This is a genomic window from Actinobaculum sp. 313, from assembly GCF_003073475.1.
Taxonomy (GTDB): domain Bacteria; phylum Actinomycetota; class Actinomycetes; order Actinomycetales; family Actinomycetaceae; genus Asp313.
In genome coordinates, this window is sequence record NZ_CP029033.1 from 2,110,665 (window position 1) to 2,127,740 (window position 17,076).

Annotated in this window: 14 protein-coding genes and 3 pseudogenes; 4 read left to right on the plus strand and 13 right to left on the minus strand. The window is 60.6% G+C overall.

Annotation, left to right across the window (positions count from 1 at the left end):
* Positions 1-275 precede the first annotated feature (275 nt).
* The 3 genes from DDD63_RS09120 to DDD63_RS09130 all read right to left on the minus strand — a co-directional run bounded on the left by DDD63_RS09120 (position 276) and on the right by DDD63_RS09130 (position 4,198).
* Positions 276-1,202, minus strand: a complete 927-nt coding sequence (locus DDD63_RS09120) for a sugar ABC transporter permease (protein WP_108716105.1) — start codon at positions 1,200-1,202, stop codon at positions 276-278.
* Positions 1,202-2,800 carry an ABC transporter permease subunit gene (locus DDD63_RS09125; RefSeq protein ID WP_108716106.1) on the minus strand — a complete coding sequence of 533 codons (1,599 nt, stop codon included), beginning with the start codon at positions 2,798-2,800 and terminating at the stop codon, positions 1,202-1,204. Before DDD63_RS09125 ends, DDD63_RS09120 begins: the two co-directional genes overlap by 1 nt.
* Before the next feature lie 84 nt (positions 2,801-2,884).
* A complete protein-coding gene (locus DDD63_RS09130; protein ID WP_108716107.1) occupies positions 2,885-4,198 on the minus strand; it encodes an extracellular solute-binding protein in 1,314 nt (437 codons plus the stop codon).
* A 239-nt stretch (positions 4,199-4,437) separates the two neighbouring features.
* Between DDD63_RS09130 and DDD63_RS09135 the strand changes: the two are divergent.
* From DDD63_RS09135 to DDD63_RS13225, 3 genes and pseudogenes are all read left to right on the plus strand, one after another.
* Positions 4,438-5,447 (plus strand): annotated as a pseudogene (locus DDD63_RS09135) (LacI family DNA-binding transcriptional regulator).
* A 52-nt stretch (positions 5,448-5,499) separates the two neighbouring features.
* Positions 5,500-6,132, plus strand: a pseudogene (locus DDD63_RS13220) (alpha-amylase family glycosyl hydrolase); the annotation flags it as partial.
* Positions 6,133-6,335: 203 nt separating this feature from the next.
* A complete protein-coding gene (locus DDD63_RS13225; RefSeq protein ID WP_276308078.1) occupies positions 6,336-7,190 on the plus strand; it encodes an alpha-amylase family glycosyl hydrolase in 855 nt (284 codons plus the stop codon).
* 115 nt (positions 7,191-7,305) lie between these two features.
* Here DDD63_RS13225 and DDD63_RS09145 read toward each other — a convergent pair whose 3' ends face one another.
* Genes DDD63_RS09145 through DDD63_RS09155 form a run of 3 tightly spaced genes read right to left on the minus strand, consistent with a single transcriptional unit; the run spans position 7,306 to position 10,356 of the window.
* The gene (locus DDD63_RS09145; RefSeq protein WP_164505513.1) at positions 7,306-8,250 is read right to left on the minus strand and encodes a tetratricopeptide repeat protein; all 945 of its coding nucleotides are present in this window, start codon (positions 8,248-8,250) and stop codon (positions 7,306-7,308) included.
* Positions 8,251-8,252: 2 nt separating this feature from the next.
* Positions 8,253-9,266, minus strand: coding sequence for a hypothetical protein (locus tag DDD63_RS09150; RefSeq protein WP_125482492.1), 1,014 nt, complete (start codon positions 9,264-9,266; stop codon positions 8,253-8,255).
* Positions 9,259-10,356, minus strand: coding sequence for a hypothetical protein (locus tag DDD63_RS09155; protein WP_108716110.1), 1,098 nt, complete (start codon positions 10,354-10,356; stop codon positions 9,259-9,261). Before DDD63_RS09155 ends, DDD63_RS09150 begins: the two co-directional genes overlap by 8 nt.
* A 339-nt stretch (positions 10,357-10,695) precedes the next feature.
* Here DDD63_RS09155 and DDD63_RS09160 point away from each other — a divergent pair, with 339 nt between their 5' ends.
* Positions 10,696-11,961 carry a cell division protein DivIVA gene (locus tag DDD63_RS09160; protein ID WP_108716111.1) on the plus strand — a complete coding sequence of 422 codons (1,266 nt, stop codon included), beginning with the start codon at positions 10,696-10,698 and terminating at the stop codon, positions 11,959-11,961.
* Between the two features lie 40 nt (positions 11,962-12,001).
* Here the strand turns inward: DDD63_RS09160 and DDD63_RS09165 are convergent, their stop codons facing one another.
* The 7 genes and pseudogenes from DDD63_RS09165 to DDD63_RS09195 all read right to left on the minus strand — a co-directional run bounded on the left by DDD63_RS09165 (position 12,002) and on the right by DDD63_RS09195 (position 17,074).
* Positions 12,002-12,802, minus strand: a complete 801-nt coding sequence (locus tag DDD63_RS09165) for an alpha/beta hydrolase (protein WP_108716112.1) — start codon at positions 12,800-12,802, stop codon at positions 12,002-12,004.
* A gap of 52 nt (positions 12,803-12,854) precedes the next feature.
* A complete protein-coding gene (locus DDD63_RS09170) occupies positions 12,855-13,142 on the minus strand; it encodes an ATP/GTP-binding protein (protein ID WP_240611243.1) in 288 nt (95 codons plus the stop codon).
* Positions 13,143-13,190: 48 nt separating this feature from the next.
* Positions 13,191-13,886, minus strand: coding sequence for an endonuclease NucS (gene nucS / locus DDD63_RS09175; RefSeq protein WP_108716722.1), 696 nt, complete (start codon positions 13,884-13,886; stop codon positions 13,191-13,193).
* 66 nt (positions 13,887-13,952) lie between these two features.
* On the minus strand, positions 13,953-14,366 hold the full coding sequence (locus DDD63_RS09180; protein WP_108716113.1) for a DUF2550 family protein: 414 nt from the start codon (positions 14,364-14,366) through the stop codon (positions 13,953-13,955).
* Positions 14,366-14,641, minus strand: coding sequence for a F0F1 ATP synthase subunit epsilon (locus DDD63_RS09185; protein ID WP_108716114.1), 276 nt, complete (start codon positions 14,639-14,641; stop codon positions 14,366-14,368). The genes DDD63_RS09180 and DDD63_RS09185 overlap by 1 nt, the downstream gene beginning before the upstream one ends.
* Positions 14,641-16,101: a F0F1 ATP synthase subunit beta gene (gene atpD / locus DDD63_RS09190; protein ID WP_108716723.1), complete on the minus strand. Its 1,461-nt coding sequence runs from the start codon at positions 16,099-16,101 to the stop codon at positions 14,641-14,643. Before atpD ends, DDD63_RS09185 begins: the two co-directional genes overlap by 1 nt.
* A 38-nt stretch (positions 16,102-16,139) precedes the next feature.
* Positions 16,140-17,074, minus strand: a pseudogene (locus tag DDD63_RS09195) (F0F1 ATP synthase subunit gamma).
* Positions 17,075-17,076 lie beyond the last annotated feature (2 nt).

Sequence of the window (17,076 nt, forward strand, 5' to 3'; positions counted from 1 at the left end):
GCTTTTTCATGCCACCACCTGACACGGACGGCAGAGGTGTGTAGCTGCTGCGTTCCGCCAGGAAGAGGTCCGGCCGATGCCGGAGCACTCTGCTCAATCGCCGGGGCAATGGTCGCCCGTTCAGGACTGATATCCACAGGCACTCAACCGGCTAAAGCAATACGAGGGAACACCCAGGTGTTCCCTCGTATTCGTTTGACGAGTTTGGTCGGTCGCGCCTCCTAGATCGACCATTCCCAGCCATGTGCGGCAGAATAACCTCTGCCCGGATCGGGTTAGCCCTTGACCGAGCCTCCGGTCAAACCCGACACGATGTACTTCTGCAGGAAGAGGAATAGCAGCAGGATCGGCAGCGCCGCAATAATCGCTCCCGACGTGAACCAGTCCCAGTGCTTCTCGTTTCCACCTACCCACAGATTCATTCCAACAGCCATCGTCCAGTTGCTCTGCCCGGTCAGAATCACCTTCGAGAGGATGAAGTCGTTGAAGCAGCTGATGAAACTCAGCAGCCCGACGACGGACAAGATCGGCGTGACAAGCGGCATGATGATGGTCCAGAAGATCTGCCCATGGGAAGCACCATCAATCTTCGCAGCCTCATCCAGCTCCATCGGAATGGAGTTGAAGGTGCCGTACATCAAGAAGGTGTTCGCGCCGAGTGCTCCCCCGAGGTAGACGCAGATCAGCGCCAGCTTCGAGTTGATTCCAAGCGCCGGAACAACGTTGCCCAGGCTCAGTAGCAACAGGAAGATCGCAACGAAAGCCAGCAGTTGCGGGAACATCTGCACAACCATGAGTGCCAGCAAGCCCCCGTTGCGGCCCTTGAATCGATACCGCGAAAAGGCGTACGCCGCAGCCGCGCCCATGAGGACGGTTCCCAAAGCCGTGATGATTCCGATCACCAGCGTGTTGCGGAACCAGGTCCAGAACAGCGTGTCACGCCCCAACTCCACGAAGTTTTCCAGGGAGACTGCCGAGAACAGACTGTTCGACGATGTCAGCGTCGTACCGATATGCGGGTTCAGCGCGGCCGAAAAAACGTATAGGATCGGGAACGCAGCGTATATGACGGCAATGATGCCAATGACGTGCCGGAAACCCACCTCGGCGAACCAACGTCCGAAGGGGCGCCGGTGCTCTTTCGTCGGAGTGGCAATGGATGGCTGACCTTCCGCCGCCGTGATCGTAGTTGTTTCACTCATCACTGGGCCCCTTCCATCGCACGCGACTTCCTGAAGCTGATCATCGAGATCGTCCCGACGATGATGAAGATCAGAATCGACATGGCAGACGCGAGTCCATAGTTGGCCTGCGCCTTACCGGATAGTCCGGATATCTGGTACACCATGGAAATCAGAATGTCCGTTGCGCCCACCGGAACCGACGCATCCTCGAATTGCGGGCCGCCTTGCGTCAACATGTAGATAAGGTTGAAGTTATTGAAGTTGAAGGCGAAGGAGGAGATCAGTAGCGGCGTCACCTGCGTCATAAGCTGTGGCAGGGTGATGTAACGCCACACCGTGAACCCGTTCGCCCCATCGATCTTCGCTGCTTCGTTCAACTCGTGTGGAATGGACTGCAAGGCTCCCGTGCAAATGAGGAACATGTACGGGAATCCCATCCACAGGTTGACTAGGATCACCGACACCTTTGCCAGAGTTGGATCGGTTAGCCACGGCAGATGCGATCCGCCAAGCAGTACCTGATTGACGAAGCCGTACTTCGCGTTCAACATACCGGCGAACAGGAATGCCGTCATGAAGGAGGGGAATGCGTACGGCAACAACATGATGGTGCGGTACACCTTTCGCCCGCGCATGCGGGAATCGTCCATGACGATAGCGAGTACCATCCCAAGCAGGAATGTCGTGGCAACCGAGAGGAAGGCGAAGAGGAATGTCCACACCAACACACGCAGAAACGGTGTTGCGTAGCGTGTATCAGCGAAAGCATCGGCGAAGTTCTTGAATCCGACGAACACCCGCCAACCGATTGTCAGAGTTTCTCCTTCGTCGGAGACAAAGAAGCCCGTCTTATTGTCGGCGTGATAAACGACCCCGGTCTCGGTGTTGGTTATTGTGTCGGTGTCGGGATCGTAGTCAAGGATCGAACGGAACACGAAGCCGGTACTGCCCGTCTGCGTGCCGATTGCTCCTTCCTCGGGATCATCGGACAACGGGACCCGCAGATCCGCAACCTCCGACTGCCGCGATGCCCAATCACTCATCGTCAAAAGATTCCAGCCCGGAATCTCGGTGATCGTGGTGCCCTCAACAGCAGCATCCGGTATCTCGGCAAGCGGTTCTTCCGCCGTTCCCACGCGCACGACGTCGTCATCCAGGACTGCGAAACCGAGTTTGCCGTCCCTCTCGACGACGACGAGGGGATACTGAGCGGATCCTTCCACACGCCGCGTGTTCTGCAGCATAAGCGATGTGATGGCACCGCCCTTGTCTAGTGTGTGCCGATGTCCATAGTTGGTGAACGCCACGTAACCGGTGTAGAGAATGACGAAGATCTGGAACACCAACAGGAAGACAAGGCCGGGAGCCAAATACTTCAACGCCAGTGTCCGCTTGGAGAAGTAGATGTAGTCCACCGCCAGGAGCAACACGGTCATCAAGGCGAAGATCAGCCAGGCCTGCACCGTGAACGCTGCGACGATGACATACAAACCCACGGCGTTAACCGCCGCCATGAGAATAAGTTTGACGAAGAAGCCGGTCCGCCATGTCGTCGCATGTGAACCGCTTACTCGCGGCTCAGTTGCAGCCTCCGGCTCAATCGAAGTTTCTGCCATCACGTGCCTTCCTCACATGAGGGGTGCCGTGGCGCACCGGATGCGCACCACGGCACCCCTCACGATCACGAACTAAGCGGAGACTTAGAGGTCGCCCTCGATATCGGAGACCATCTTGTCCCACACTCCGGCAGGATCATCGCTTCCCTTAACAAGTTGCGCCTCTGTGGAACCCCAGTAGTTCCACACCGCACTCATTTCCGGGATGGACGGCATGAGGGCGCCGTCGGCTGCAACCTCGGCAAAGCCGGCGGTCACGGGGTTTTCGGCCGCCTTCTCGGCGACGGCAGTCATGGCCGGCAGACGGTTACCCGCCTCGTAGATGATCTGCTGCACATCCTCTGTGGCAACGTAGTTGACGAGGAAGTCGGTAGCTGCCAGCTGGTTCTGTGCCTGCGCGGACAGGTAGAAGCCCTGCACGCCTACGAAGGGCTGCGCGGTCTCGCCACCGGCGGATGGAATCGGATCCACAGCGATGTCGATACCCGCTTCTTCGAAGTCGGCAACCATCCAGGGGCCGCCAACAATGTACGGAGCGTTACCGTTCTTGAAGGCGTCAACGGCAATGTCGTAGGTCATGTTGGTATCCAGCACACCCGTACCGGCCTCACCCTGATCGTTGAGCCACTGCGCGAACTTCTGACCATTCTCGCCACCGAGGGCCAGCGTGGTGTTGTACTCGCCGTCGTCGTCCAGCTCGAACACCGGCGCGCCGAAGGACGTCTGCAGCGCGTAGTAGGTGTACGGGTCGCCCTCGGCTCCGGTCTGAATGAGGAAGGGATACTCGGTGCCCGCAGCCTTACCCTTCTCGATCATCTCATCGAAGGTATCGGGGGTGGAGTCTGCCAGCGCGGTATTGCGGATAATGGCGACGTTCTCCATCGCGTACGGAAGGCCGTACACCTGGCCGTCATTGGTGAAGGCCGTCAGAGCCTTCTCGTTGAACTCATCTGCCTTGTCTCCAAGTTCGAGCGGAGCAACAACGCCATTGGCCACCAACTCGCCCAGCCAGTCATGCGCACCAACGGTGATGTCCGGGCCTTCCCCGGTGGGTACCTGGGCGAGGAAGTCCGCACGGATGTCATTGAATTCCTTAGTGACCAGTTCCACCTTGTTGCCGGTCGCTTCCTCGTAGGCCTCGGCGGCTTCTTCGAGTGCCGCCTGCCGATTGGTGTCTGTCCATACGGTGATAGTGATGCCATCACCCTCGGCAGTTGTAGTGGTGCTCTTGTCTGTTGTGGCGCCACTTGTTTTGTCTGTTGTTGAATCGTTTCCGCAGGCAGCAAGCGTTAAAGCAAGCCCGGCGGCGGTGGCAAGTGCTATGCCCTTCGCATCTCGATCTCCTGATGTATTGATTGTGTGAACCGAGTCGTTCAATTCACCACAGCCGTGTGACATGAACGATTAAAATGAGAATATATCCGCTCTGTAAGGTTCTGCAAGTAATTTCAGAAAATTGTCATCATCCTGTGATCTATTAGTGGAGGAATCTGTCCAGTCGGCATTTCGACGTGGCGCGTTTTGCTCCCAGACTGTAAAGTCTTGCAAAGAAACAGGTGAGGTGTTGCCGCTGCTGAGCAGGGGTGCGTATCCTTCATAAGCGCGCATGACGGGCATGGAGGCCTAGGAGTACAACGATGGCAGACCGTATCAGGCTGGCCGATCTGGCCAAGCAAGCGGGCGTTTCGACCGCGACCGTTTCACGTGTGCTGAACGGCAAGGGCACAGTTGCTCCTGCCACGCGCAAGGCGGTGCTCACGGCGCTCGACCTGCTGGGCTATGAACGCCCCGAGCGCCTGCGCCAACGTCCCGGCGGGCTTATTGGCCTCGTCGTTCCCGAGCTTTCCAACCCCATTTTTCCGAGCTTTGCACAGAATCTGGAATCGACCATGGCACCCGGAGGCTACACGCCTCTGCTATGCACTCAAACCGCCGGCGGCGTCACCGAGGATGCTTACGTGCAGATCCTCATTGACCAGCACGCCTCCGGCATTGTTTTCGTCTCCGGTTTACACGCGGACATGACGGCAAGTATTGACCGGTACCGCCACCTGCAAGAACTCCATGTTCCTTTCGTCACGATAAATGGAGCCCATCCCGGTATCGATGCCCCGGACTTCTCCACCGACGATGTTTCGGCGGTCACCCAGGCGGTGCGGCACTTGGCCGCGCAAGGGCACACGCGTATCGGACTGGCCGTCGGTCCCAGCCGTTTCATCCCCTCGCAGCAGAAAGCACTCGGTTTCACCCGCGCGATGGCACAGATTCTTCCCGGAGCTGCGGCACCCATCGTTAACACTCTGTTCACCGTGGAGGGCGGCCAAGCGGCTGCGGCGCAACTCATTGAGAGTGAATGCACGGCGATTGTGTGTGGTTCCGACATCATGGCCTTGGGCGCTATCCGCTACTGTGAGGGCGCCGGGCTACGGGTACCAGCGGATGTCTCCATCATCGGTTTTGACGACTCCCTGCTCATGCCCTTCACCAATCCCCATTGACCACCTTCCACCAGCCGGTTCGCGCCATGTGCGAAGCGGCAATCTCGACGCTGCTCTCCATGATCGACGACACCGCGACCAGTTTGCGCTCCATGCAGTTCCACGCCGAACTCATCGTGCGCGAGTCCACCGCCCGCTGCTCACGTTGAGCAGGAGGCCAGAAGGTAAAACTCCCCATTCGTCCCACAAGGTAAGGAATCCATGCCCAGGCAACTTCACCGTCCAACCGTTCCGAGTCAGTGGTGGCAGGACGCCGTCATCTATCAGATCTATCCCCGCTCCTTCGCCTCCTCCGGCGGGCCGATCGGTGATCTTCCGGCCGTCACCGCCCGCCTGGAGCATGTGGCAAGCCTGGGAGCAGATGCCATCTGGCTATCGCCGTTCTATCCCTCACCGCAGCACGACGCGGGCTACGACGTTGCCGATTATCGCAATATTGACCCGCGGTTGGGAACGCTGGAAGACGCCGACGCCCTCATCGCCCGCACCCATGAGCTCGGAATGCGTATCATCATCGACCTCGTCCCGAATCACACCAGTGACGAACACGTCTGGTTCCGGGAAGCGCTTGCCGCCGGACCGGGCTCACCCGAACGCGAACGCTACTGGTTCCGCGAAGCAAGTACCGATGCACCGCCCAATGACTGGACCTCGATCTTTGGCTCCATCGCATGGACACGGGTGCGCGAGCGCGACGATGCACCGGGATCCCCCTGGCAAGACGATCCGCAGTGGTACCTGCATCTCTTCGACTCCACTCAGCCTGATCTGAACTGGGACAACCCCGCCGTGCATGCCGAGTTTCGCGACGTGTTGCGATTCTGGCTGGATCGCGGCGTTGATGGCTTCCGAATCGATGTCGCGCACGGACTGGCGAAGGACCCCGAACTACCAGATTGGCAGTACCACTGGACCATGGTGGAAGGGGCGGCGCCGATGCCGCCAGCGTACCGCCTCCTCCGATGTGGGACCGCGACGGCGTCCATGACATCTACCGTGAATGGCGTACCGTGCTTGATGAATACGGACCAGATCGCATGCTGGTGGCGGAGGCGTGGGTCTCCCCCGGTGATCGTCTGGCGCAGTACGTTCGCGCAGACGAGATGTCGCAATGCTTCAACTTCGACTTCCTCTCGAGCCAGTGGAAACGTGATGACCTCCGTGCGGTGATCGCATCGTCTCTGCGCGCCATGGATGACGTCGGTGCACCCACCACCTGGGTTCTTTCGAACCACGACGTTGTTCGAGCGGCCTCTCGCCTTGGACTGTCCCATACCGGGAAAGGCCCCAATGGTATTCGGGCCACCGATGAGCAGCCCGATCCCGAACTCGGCGCCCGACGCGCGCTCGCCGCGCATTTGTTGATGGCAGGACTACCTGGCTCCTGTTACCTGTACCAGGGCGAAGAACTCGGCTTGCCGGAGCACACCGCCCTCCCCGACAACGTACGCGAGGATCCGGCCTACTTTCGGACCAAGGGGGTCGAAGCCGGCCGTGACGGTTGCAGGGTGCCTCTGCCCTGGCAAGCGCAGGCGCCCGCCTTCGGCTTCTCACCGGACGGACAGTCGTGGCTTCCGCAGCCCCCGGAGTGGGCCACCTTTGCGGTTGATGCTCAGGAAGCCTCTGCTTCCTCCACCCTCAACTTCTTCCGCCACATGTACGCGTTGCGCAGCGAGTTGGCGCTCGGTCACGGCGGATTGGAAGACGTCTCCGACGCATTTCCGGGCACACTCGCGTATCTCAACACGGCACCTGCCGATGCGACACGTGGAGACATACTTATCCTCACGGCATTCGACACGGACGTAAGCATCCCGGAGGGCTGGCAGGTTCTCCTGGCGAGTGCCGCCCCCGGAAGCGCGGAGTCAACCACGTGGTTGGCGCGCGCTTAGCAACACCCGGCCATATAACGTTACCGACGCGGCGCTGCCCGACGAGGCCCGTTCCAGCAGCGCCCAGGCGCGGAGCGTAGCGTTCCGCCTCGCCGACGCGCGCCTTTTGCCGACTTTAGAAAAGCGCCGCAGACAGTTCTCGACGTGCCTGCGCCACCACCGGTTCGTGTGTACCGACTATTTCGAATAGTGCCAGAAGACGTTTGCGAACGCTGTCGCGCTCCTCGCCGCTGCTACGTCGAATCACCGCGAGGAGCCGGGCAAATGCCTCATCGGGCCGCCCATACGCAACTTCGACATCGGCGGCGGCCAGCTGTGCATTGAGCGAACGATCACTTTCAGCGGCGCGCAATGTCTGCTCCGGGTTGAGAACACGCACCCGCTGCAGCAGTTCCACCTGCGCCACTCCCGTCTGCGCTGCGGCATCTCCCGGGTTTGCCTTAACTGCCGCCGTGTACTCGGCATGTGCGGTATCCAGATCGCCGACGCTGAGAGCCTCCGCCGCCTCCTTATGATGCGGGGGCAGCTGTGGCTGCGGAGGCGCCGCGTCACCGTCTAGAACGCCGGTAATCCCGTAACGAGCCGCCGCTTCCAAGAGTCTGTCAATAACCGTAGTCAACTCAGCTTTGGCCGGAGCGCCTTCGAATAGCGGAATCGGCTGACCCTGCAACAGCGCGACCACTGCCGGTGCACCCGTGATGCGGAACGCCTGTGCTACTTCGGGGGCGGCATCGACGTCAACCCGTCCCAGCTGGAAACGCCCGTTTTGCTGTGTAGCGAGCGCTTGCAACTGCCGGTCAAGGGCAGCTGTGGGTTCTGATCGAGAGGTGTGAAAAAGCACGACCACGGGAACACGCTGCGACATTTCAAGAGCGCCTTGTAGAGAGTCCGCCGTAATGTCGGTGACCAGCGGTCCCGGCACGCTCGCGCCGGACGAAGCGGTGGGGTTGGCACTTGCAGCACCCGTGGGAGCGGCACTACCGTCCCTCCCATTCGTACGATTACTCAGACCAGAAAGATCGACGGCACCATACATCGAGGCGCCAAGCGGCTGTGACATGTTCATCCATTCGATACGTCGAGAAGCACTGCCGCATGGGCAGCAACAACATCAATTGTCTGGTCCTCCGCATCAGCGGCGGGCACATTGAAGACTAAGACGGTAGTGTAGTGCGCCGTCATCGTACCCGTCACGGTTAGGCTGTCATTCGCGTTGCCCGTTCCTAGCGCCGCAATATTGCCGCCACCGGCAATGTCCACGGATCCACCCTCCGCAGTGACAGAGATGGTCGTTGTGACGTTGACCTGTCCGAATACTAATGCGCCTCCCTCGGCCGTGCGCACCGCGATCGTCCCGTTCTCTCCGGGTTCGAAGGACATGGTTGCCGTTCCCGTATCCGCGGTGGTCTCCGCATTGGCATCTTGTGCCTCAGCCATCTTGGCAAGCCAAGGGTCATCGGCGAAGCGCAGACCCTTTGAGTCATTCCGGGTCGATGCGAGGGTGGTATAGCCAGCGAGCACATCGTCTGGACTTGCGACTAAACCCTCCGCAGAATCAGAAGCAAGAACCGCGCCTCCCTCTTCCCCGAACTTGAGCGCCGGCACCGTTGCACCGGGCAGAATATCGGCGACACCCCACAACGACCAATTCTCCCGTGCCGAGGGCTGCACGAACATATCGATCGTCTTGGCGCTAGATCCAGCGGGCTCAGCCATGACGCTGACCGCGGCATGCGGGTAGTCATCGGCAGCGCTGATCATCGTCTGGTCTGCACTGTCCGACAGTCTTTCCAGCGACACGCTGTCGGCGAGTATCGATTTCAGTTTGTACTCGGCGCTGCGCATAGACGCGAATGGACCACTTACACGCTCAGTCAGCGCCTCACCGTCAAGCTTTTCATCGGCCGCCGCGAGGCTGTCGAAGATGTCGGACTGCACCTGTTCAAAACGGGTGACTGTGAGTGCGGGACGCGCAGTCTCGGCGGCCGCTGTCGCCTTGGGAAGCTCCGCCTCGTTTGCGCAGCCGGACAGAGCGAAAACCAGCACTCCGACACTTGCAATAGCTCTCCTATGCATCAGGGTCCTCCCTCTTCTCGCCTTCTTCCGCATGCTTACCTTCCGGTTCGCCGACAAACTCTGCGCTCGATGCGGATGCGGTATCCGTCTCATCTTGCCGCTCAGCCGTGGCAAACTCCCAGCGGCTGCGCCACTGGGCTCCCGATGCGGTCGACGGTTCATCGTCGACCGCAGTATCCGGCTCAGGCGACCAGTCTTCGTCGTCAACGGGGATCACCAACCGGTCCTCCTCAGCCAGCTCACGTGAGCGCAACTCCTGCGAGCGAGGGCTGGCACATATGATTCCCGCACCCAAAGCCTGTCCGGTGACCGCGTTCTGCACAGGTCGAGTACTCTCCGCGATGTCACCGTCGAATGCCTGCAAAACGGTTGTCTCCGCCGCCGCACGCGAGGCACGGCGGGCCTGGCGACGCTGCCGCAGTTCCTGCCGTCGGGCTCGGCTGCGCGCCTCCTGCCGCTCCAAAACAAGGAGGAGCACGCCGATAATCGCCAGCAGCACGCCAATGAGAATCAGCGGTATGACGTCGCCGGAATTAACATCGCGACTCCAGCTCAATGTGACTGTGGGAGCCTTCCCATCGGATGCGGTGGCGATCAACGAGATATTGCCCGGATCGGCCACCTCGTAATCGGTGACTTTGGCCGATCCTTTTTCATTTGCGACGCTCAGCCACATATCCGAATCCGCAAGGGCAGGAACTTCGGTCGCATCTGTGGCGTCCCCCTCGGCCTGCTCTTCGTCTGCGGTGGTTTCTCCATCTGCAGCCGCGCTGGCCACTGCTAATGTCGACCAGTCCTTCATACCACTGATCGAGTCTGCCGAAAGCCCTTCCGCCCACGCCGCGACATCACCGGCATAGCCGATAGCGATGGTGACATCGGCGTCGTCGGAGCCGGAAGCGGTGATTGTCACCGTATCGGACACCATGTCCAGTACGCCCGGTTCCGTCAGAACATACGCCGTATCCCCGGAAGGAACGGCTTCGGCAGTGACCTGACTGTCATCGCTCCATATCGTGGCCTTACCCACTCCGAGGAATGCGACGAGTAGTCCAATCACTCCGAGCGCAATGCCGGCGATCTTCCGCATTGTCTCTCCCTTGCCGTTAGTACCCGCACAATATAACGATTTAATAACGATACCCTACTGGAGGTTACGAGCGCGAATGCACCCCCCCCAGTACGGCCTGTGACGCACAAGCCTTTGCCGAGCTCAAGGCGACTGCGGCAGTCTCACGGTATCGCCACGCTCAACCCATCTGTACGCCCCACGCTCAGCTTCTCATACCAATTCCATCTGATTCCCGCGCCTCGCCCATGGCGGACCCATGAAATCTGTCTCGGAACTCTGCCATACCTCCCATATACGAGTAACCTTAGTATCAGTGCCAGTCCTGTCACGCTGTACCTCCTTATCGAAAGGGTTAACATGGATGAAGATCGTCCGCTCTTCCCGCTCGTCCGCCGTGGTTATGACCGCGCCCAGGTCGACGAGCGCGTACATTCACTGGAGAAGGCTCTGGACGATACACGTTCACAGGTGGCGAGCCTCGATTCACGTGTGCTCCGCCTGTCCGGCGAACTCGCTGAGGCTCGCAAACAGCTGCGGGAAAATGACCGACCGACTTATGGCGGCCTGGGTTCCCGCGTGGAACGTCTCCTCCACGCAACAGAGCAACAGGCCATGGACGTGATGGCGCGGGCGAACTCCGACGCCGAATCCACCATTAGCCGCGCCCAATCACGGGCGAATGATCTCACCGCCGCAGCCGAGTCCGAGGCCCAGGATACGCTGGCGCGCGCCCACGCCAATGCGGATCAACTGCGCGCCTCATCGCGCAAGGAGGCCAACGCCTTGACAGCCAATGCGCAGCGCACCGCCGAAGAGCTGGTGGCATCCGCCGAGCGGGAGGCCAATCGCGTACGAACAACGGCGAACGCGGAGGTTGCCGCGCTACGTTCGCAAGCGACACATGATGTGGAACAGCAACGCGCCCGGGCCGACGACGAGCTGACCGCGTTGCGCGCCGAAGCGGAGGAGGAAGTAGCGACCTTACGCGCACAGGCGGAACGCGAAGCGAACCGTATCCGCACCGAGGCAAACGAAGAGGTTGCCTCGCTACGTGCCAGCGTTAATCGGGAGGTCACAAGCCTGCGCAAACGCAGCGCCGACGAGCGTGCCGCGGCGGAAACCGAGGCACGCTCGGCAGCCGAGCATATGGTCCGTACCGCCGAGGCCCGCGCCGATGAGGCGGAACGCCGCTTGGCCGAGGCGACCGAACGCGCCGAGGAGTTGACATCGTCGAGCGAGACGGAAGCAGCGAAGATCGTCAATGCCGCGCGGCAGGAGGCGGAAGAAATGCTCAGCACCGCCCGCGCGGAAGCGGAACGTATCCGGCAGGAAGCGGCGGAGGACGCCGTCGAAACAACAACCTCCGCCGAAGAGCAGGTCGCGCTGCTCCAGGAGCAGCGCGAGGTCCTCAGCTCCTACATTGAGGATATGCGCGCCCTGCTTGCCTCCGACAGCTCGGCTTCCATCGCCGTGTCAACGATCGTTGCGAATGCTGCGGCCAACGCAGCCGAGGACGCCGACGGCGCCTTTACCGCACCGGCGGCCGATAGCGCCGCAGAGCTGGAAGAAGACACCGAGACAACGGATGACTCCGCCGCAACAAGCGGCGAGGAGGCCGTGTAACACGTGCACCCGTGCCCGCCACCGGGCACGGGTGGCGGGCTCATGCCTGGGTTGCACTCGCTTCCTGGTAGAGTTCCCGCAGCAGTGCCGCTAGCTCGGTCGGCTTCTCGTCGGCGGTGAAATGCCCGGCTCCCGGAATCTCTGCGATACGCGCATGCGGGGCCCGCTCTTGTAATTCGGCAAAGGATTCCCGCGAACAGGTCGCATCGTCGCTGCCGCGTTCCAGTAGCACCGGTCCATCAATACGCACCGCGTCGCTCGCGTCGGCGCGATTCATCAACGCTTCTTGGACCCAGGCCAGCGAGGGTGCTGATATCTGCCGGAACCGCGCATCGAGAGAGTCGCGGATCTCCTGTGAACAGGACGGGGAGACCATTACGGTGGTCCAGTCCTTGACCGCGTCGTAAGGGCGACCTTCGGCGCACAGCCGCAGCGCATTCAAGCGGATCTCGCGGTGAGAGGGGATGTCGGCGCCAATATTGGTATCCATTAGGGCCAGGCCGGCTACCATCCCCGGGTATGCCAGAGTGAACGCTGCCGCCACCGATCCTCCCATGGACAGGCCGCCGATAACGATCCTGGCGATGCCGATGGAGTCAAGCGTATCCTTCAGCGCCCGGACGAATACTTCCACCGAAGCAGACGCGATACCGTATTCGCCCTGCAGCTCCACACCGGAGGGCGAGCCGCCGAACCCGGGAGCATCTACGGTCAGAACATCAATTTCCGCCAATTCACTTCGGACGGAGTCCCACATGCTGCCGTCTAGGGGCATGGCATGCAGCAAAACGAACGGAAGATCGCTGTGTGGGCCAGTGCGGCGCCAAGCAAGTGAAGTCATAAGCCAACATTAGCGGGTCACGAGCACACGTGCGAACGGGTACGCGGCGCGTTTAACGGCCCCGATGCTTCCAGCAGGACGTGTGCCAGTGCCGTCGGGAATCAATGCCGTACTGCGCTCCCCAGATCGTATCCTCCGTCCACACCACCTCATGCGCTTCACCCACGAGAATAATGCCGTTGCAGCCAGGGCAGACGTACTGCTTGCTACCCGCCGAAATATGGTGGACCTTGTAGTCTGTGCCATCACGGCCCCGTTCGTGGTGCACGCCTCCCATGGCCGCCTCGATGTTGAGCGGTCGTACCGGACGAGAGTATTTCTTGGATCGACGCACATACATACGCTACACCCTTGTCGGCTCCCTGTCGCAGCTCAGAGTGACGGTGCACTAGAACAGGCGATCCTCCGGCCGGTCAAGTCCGCGCATCTCGTCATAGTCAAGCGTTACGCACTCTATACCACGGTCCGCGGCGAGAATGCGCGCCTGCGGCCGAATCTCCTGTGCGGCGAATATCCCCCGTAACGGAGTCAGAAGCGGATCACGCCCCAGAAGATCCAGATAGCGGGTGAGCTGCTCGACGCCGTCAATCTCACCACGCCGTTTCACCTCAACGGCTATATGCCCGCCATTTCCGTCGCGCAGCATAAGATCCACCGGTCCGATGGGCGTGGGAAACTCACGCCGCACCAGACTCAGTCCCTTGCCCAAGCGTTCCACTTGCTCGGCGAGGAGTTTCTGCAGATGCGCCTCCACCCCATCCTTGACCAAGCCGGGCTCTTCACCAAGCGTCCGTTCATAATCGCCGAACACTTGGAAAATCCGAATGATCAGCGCGTCGTCGGTTTTCAGATGCGAGACCTCCCATACCTCGCTGACACCCGCCGCGCTCTCCTCGGGATCCGGTTCGCGCTGGCGCATTCTGGCCGGAGGACTCATCCAGTTCAAAGGCTTATAGGAGCCGCCGTCGGAGTGGACGAGCACGGACCCGTCCGCCTTCATCACCAGTAAGCGCACGGCGGGCTCCAGGTGAGCATCAAGACGACCGGAGTAGTCAACAGAGCATTCGGCAAAAACTACACGCACCCTGCAAGCGTACACGTCACCGCGCATAACGCCGGAACCGCTCCCCTGTGCGTGGCCCTGTAAGGTTCAGATGTCGGTGGGCTCCTCCACCGGCGGTGCTGAATCGAGCCAGGACACCAACCCCGCCAGTGACGCCGACGACATTGCGGCCTGCAAGGTGGCACCTCCCACCGACAGATCGGCAATGATAATGTCGTCGCCGACCGTGCTATGGCCTGAGAGGCGAAGAGCTGACCTAGCGATCACGTAGCGCGCCTGCGGCCGTAAGGAACGAGTCGCGAACCACAGCAGAGCGTCCGGACGAAACATCATGACACCGGTCCGCCACGCTCCGGGCCCCACTCGTAGCGAGCATTGAAAGGTGCCGACCCGCTTGAGCAGCATCCGTAGGCGAATAACCATGGCGCCATACACCACGATGAAAAGAACGGCTGCGACAAGAAGAATCAGCCGCACCATGGCGATGACGCTCGCTCCCACTACTCCGCCACACCTCTCCGCGCAGCGCCATTACCCGCACCGTCGGCGACGATATAGACATGGTCGCTATCCACGGTGACGAATCCGCGGTCGACATCGAACACCTCGACCGTACCATCCCCCTGCCGCACCTCCACCGGGCCCGCATCAAGCAGCGCCATAAGCGGCGTATGCCCGGGAAGGATGCCCATTGCCCCATTCACGGATGGAACGCTCACATGGTCGGCCCGCCCAGACCACACCGGTCCGGAGCGTGCCACAATCTCGACCAGCATCAGGCCTGCTCCTGTTGGATGCGCTGCCAGGCGCGCTCGATATCCTCGAGACCACCAATATTGAAGAACGCCTGCTCCGGGATATGGTCATATTCGCCGTCGCACAGGCGCCGGAAGGCTTCAACCGTCTCATCCACCGGTACCGTGGACCCCTCAACACCGGTGAACTTCACCGCCGTGTACGTATTCTGCGAGAGGTACTGCTGGATCCGGCGTGCTCGTGCCACCGTCACCTTGTCCTCCTCGGAAAGCTCATCCACACCGAGGATGGAAATGATGTCCTGCAGTTCCTTGTTCTTCTGCAGGATCGCCTTCACCCGGGTCGCAACCTCGTAATGCTCCTGCCCCACCACCTGCGGGTCGAGAATACGCGATGTGGAGGTCAGCGGATCGACGGCGGGATAAAGTCCGCGGGAGGCAATTTCGCGGGAAAGCTGCGTCGTCGCGTCCAAATGGGCGAATGTTGTCGCTGGCGCGGGATCGGTGTAGTCGTCAGCAGGAACGTAAATCGCCTGCAGTGACGTGATGGAATGCCCTCGCGTGGAGGTGATCCGCTCCTGCAGGGCACCCATCTCGTCCGCCAGGGTCGGTTGGTATCCGACGGCGGACGGCATGCGTCCGAGCAGAGTGGATACTTCCGAACCCGCCTGCGTAAACCGGAAGATATTGTCGATGAACAGCAACACATCCTGGTTCTGCACGTCACGGAAGTATTCCGCCATGGTCAAGCCGGACAGGGCGATCCGCAGGCGCACCCCGGGCGGCTCGTCCATCTGCCCGAATACCAGGGCGGTCTTATCCAGTACCCCCGCCTCGTCCATTTCGTGGATGAGGTCGTTGCCCTCACGAGTGCGCTCCCCGACACCCGCAAACACAGAGACGCCCTCATGGTCCTGGGCAACACGCTGAATCATTTCCTGAATCAGAACCGTCTTCCCCACGCCGGCGCCGCCGAACAGACCGATCTTGCCACCCTGCACATACGGAGTTAGCAGGTCAATGACCTTAATTCCGGTCTGGAACATGCGCGTCTCAGGTTCCAGTGCATCGAACGACGGTGGTTTACGGTGAATCGGCCACCGCTCGGTTATCTCTAGGGTCTCCCCCGCCTTGAGATTGAGGCAGTCGCCGAGCACGTTGAAAACGTGCCCTTTGGTGGCGTCCCCCACCGGCACGGTAATGGCAGTACCGGTGTCATGTACCAGAGCACCACGCACCAAGCCGTCCGTCGGCTTCATGGCAATACAACGGACGATATTGTCGCCAAGGTGCTGGGCCACTTCAAGCGTCATGTCGGACGCGCCCTCCCCCTCACCCTGTGCGGAAAGGTCCACCCGGGTGACCAGCGCATTGTTGATCTCTGGCAGAGCATCGGACGGGAACTCGACGTCGACGGTGGCACCGATGACCTGAACAACGCGACCCTGGCCGACGACGGGCGTCTCGACAGTGTCAGTCATGTTCTTCTCTTCCTTCACGCTGATCGTCTTCCTCCATGTCAATCTTGTTTGAGCGCATCGGCGCCCGACACAATCTCGGTGATCTCGGTTGTGATTTCCGCTTGGCGGGCGTTGTTCGCCAAGCGCGTGTAATCCTCTATGAGTTGCTGCGCGTTTTCCGTGGCAGAATGCATTGCCTGCTGCCGCGATGCCAGTTCAGATGCCGCCGACATCAACAACACGGAGCGAATCCGCTGGTTGACGTACATCGGCAACAGCAGGTCGAATACCTGACGTGCGGAGGGCTCAAACTCGTACAGCGGCATCGTTCCCGGCACATAGTCACCGAGCTCGTCCCGCTCCACATCTTCCGAGACCAGTGATTCTTCCGGCTCGACAACCTCCATGGGCAGCATATGCCGCACCTGCACCACCTGCTTAACCATGGAGACAAAACGTGTGAAAACGACGTGCAACTCCGCAACACCACCCTCACTCGCCGGAGCAAGAAAGAGATCCAGCAGGGTGCGGGCGATTTCATCGGAGATCTCCACACCCGGATTATCCGAATGCCCGGTCCACGTCCGTACCATCTCAACATTACGGAAACGGAAGTATGATTCCCCGCGCCGTCCGCTGACAAATAGTACCGGCTCTTTGCCCTCGTCCCGCAGCGACTCCAGCAGTCGGTCCGCCTCGCGCAGTACCGACGCCGAATACGCCCCGCCATGCCTCGATCAGAGGTGACAACGAGAACCGCTACACGATTCGTGTCTGTACGTGCGTTGAGAAGCGGATGTCGATGATCGAAAGCATGCGCCGCCACTGCCGCAATCGACTGCGTGAGGACGCGGGTATAAGGATCCGATCCTTGCGCAGCCTCACGGGCCCGCGAAATTCGCGATGCTGCGATCAGCTCCATGGCGCTGAAAACCTTCTCCAAGGTTTGAGTCGCCCGGATCTTCTCCTTAAAAGCCCTCTGTGCCCCCGCCATGG